General features: G+C 32.4%; 1 protein-coding gene. It reads left to right on the forward strand.

Annotated elements, in window-relative coordinates:
• Positions 1-11: 11 nt before the first annotated feature.
• A partial coding sequence (locus ACMUOV_RS04735) for a hypothetical protein (protein ID WP_413853961.1) occupies positions 12-2,890 on the forward strand: 2,879 nt, incomplete at its 3' end.

Genomic DNA, 2,890 nt, shown 5'->3' on the forward strand with positions numbered 1-2,890 from the left:
ACGGAAAAGCATTGAAAAGGAACGAAGATTATTTTATAGATTATGATGTAGGTATTTTAACAATATTAAAAGAAAGTTTAATAAATGAAAGTTCCGTTATAGATGTTTCTTATGATTATTCTCCATTCGGAGGTTCCGCATCCGGAGAATCGACTTTGATAGGTTTAAGGTCTCAATTGGATATAACAAACAATATTTCCGTAGGCGGCAGTTTTATATATGAGTTTTCGGCAAAAGATACCGCTTTACCGGATATTTATTCCACACCTGCAAGTACACTTGTTGCCGAACTTGATGCAAAAATAAACAATTTAAAAATTACCGACGGTTTAACTTTGTCTGCCGGTGCCGAATATGCCACAAGTCAATATCAACAAAATACTACCGGTAAAGCAATTTTGGAATCAATGGAAGAAGCAAAGCAGGAAACAAGTTTATCTATGATAGACGAAAATTGGCAGGTTTCTTCAACTTACGACAAATCTTCTTACAATTTGGAAGATATAACATGGAAAAATTATGATATTGAAAAAAAAGAAATAGATCCGAATTTGGAAATTATTTCAGGTGAAAAACAACAGGTTATGGATATAAATTATAATTTGCTTTATTCCCAGTCTGTTGCAATTTGTCAAATAATTTCCAAATCAGGTTATGATTTATCCGATAAACTTTACATTGAAATGTGGTTGAAAGGCGACGGTAAAAATATAACTTTTCAAATAGATTATGCAACTTTGATAAATGAAAATTCAGACGGTTATGATCCGTACAGAACAAAACTTTATACGGAAGATACGGATGGAGACGGATTGTTAAGCCCTTGGGAAGATGTAGGAAGGGATTTTTATAACAAAAACGGAACGGTCTCAAAAATAGGAGCAAATAACGGTAAAATAGATACCGAAGATTTAAACGGTAATAATATTTTGGATACTTCCGAAATTAATGTCAGCAGTTTTTCGGTTACCGTTAATTGGTACGGTTGGAAAAAAATTCAATTGCCTTTAAATATTTCAACAACTGCAGACCAGGATAAATGGAGAAATATTAAGATAGCAAGAATTACGGTTTCCGGAACAAATCAACAACAGGGAACCGTTACGGTAGGTAAAATATCGGTTATCGGTAATAAGTGGAAAGAAGTTAAAGCGGCTGCAAGTTCAAGTGATTTTAAAATTTCATCGATAGGAAGAGATGATCCGAGATATGTTTCCTTGTTATCTAATTCCGATTTTAGAAGTTTATATGAAATTGACAGTAATGCGGTTAGAGATGAACAAGCATTGGATTTAATGTTTACCACAAATTCCTCCGATGAACTTTATGCAAAAACAACTTATGTAGGCAGAACAATGGATATATCTTTATACGAAACTTTCGGCTTTTTTCTTTTTATTTCTTCGGGTACCGCCGATGATACAAAAATAGTAGTTAGAGCCGGAGCCGATGATAAAAATTATTTGCAATACAGTTTAACCGTTTCAAATGATATGAAAGGGAAATGGAATTTAATAAACATTAAGCAGGAATATAATACCGTTTCGTCAAGATGGATAAGTAAAGATAACGGTGTGACCTCTTTTGAAGGCGAGCCCGATTTATCACGTATAGCATATATTCAACTCGGTGTTCAAACATCCAAAGCCGACAGCGGTGAAATTTGGTTTAATGAAATTCATTTAAAAGATGCAAAAATAAAAGAAGGTAATGCTTGGAAAGTAAATTCAACTTTAAGATGGAACGGAACAACTTTTGTAGGGGCAACTACTTTAAACGTAAGCAGGAAAAGTATTGATAAAGATTTTCAAACATTTGCTCCGGGAACTTATGACAGAGATTTTCTTGAAGATAGTGCGGCAATAGATTTTAAAGGTTTAAATGTTAACGGTATTACGGTATTACCGTTGACGGCTTCTATTACAAAAACAAAAATAGTAACTCCTCACGCAAAGGATAATACATCAGATACGGTATCGGTTCTTGATGAGGGTAAGGTTGTAACTTTTGCGGGTAAAGTAGGAACCGTTATTTCCGGCGGTGTGGATTTACCGAAGATAACATTACAATATACGAGATTTTTGAAAGATACTCAGGAAATTAAGCAGCTTGAAGATGCGGAAAGTTTTTATGCAAATTTACTTTATTTGAATCCGATAGATTTTGATATTTTACCTACCAGTTTAAATACCGATTATAAAATTACAAATTCATTCTATAAAGTTTATCCGGATACTCCGATAGAAGATACAAAAAATTTCTTGGATTTGGAAACAGCTAAAAAATATATGGATATAAAAGATTTTTTAACCCTTGAAAAAACCGAAAGTCTCGGTTTAAAAACTCCTTTTAATTTTTTTGATAAAGTTACATTTACTCCTGCATATATCATAAAAAAAGTAAACGAAAAAAATAAAAGAGATTTTCAAAATCAGGAAATTTTTTATGATAAAAATTTAAATCAGGATATAGGGGCGACATTGAATTTTAAAGTAGCAAAATGGTTTCAACCGTCGGTTGTATATCATACGGCAACAACGGAGACTTATGATTTAACTTACAGCACAGTTACAACAAATATAGTTTATCCCGGACAAAAAAAATATATAGAAAGAATAGGAGTTACGGAGTTTACATGGAATCTGCAGGCAATAGATATAGTAAAAACTCCGTATTTAAAATCTTTATCTTTTACAACTTCATACAGAATGCAGGATTCCGATGCTTATTCCAACGTGGAAAAAAACTTTTCTTCAATAGGTTGGAGTATTGATAAAATTTGGATAAGAGATAATCTTTTAAAAGAAATATTACCTTCTTATGATGAAAATTCATATATCGTAAAATCGGTGGTTAAAAGAGATGACAGGAGAATAATAGGAAGATATAA

Source organism: Candidatus Ruminimicrobium bovinum (assembly GCF_902760015.1).
Taxonomy (GTDB): Bacteria; Elusimicrobiota; Endomicrobiia; order Endomicrobiales; family Endomicrobiaceae; genus Ruminimicrobium; species Ruminimicrobium bovinum.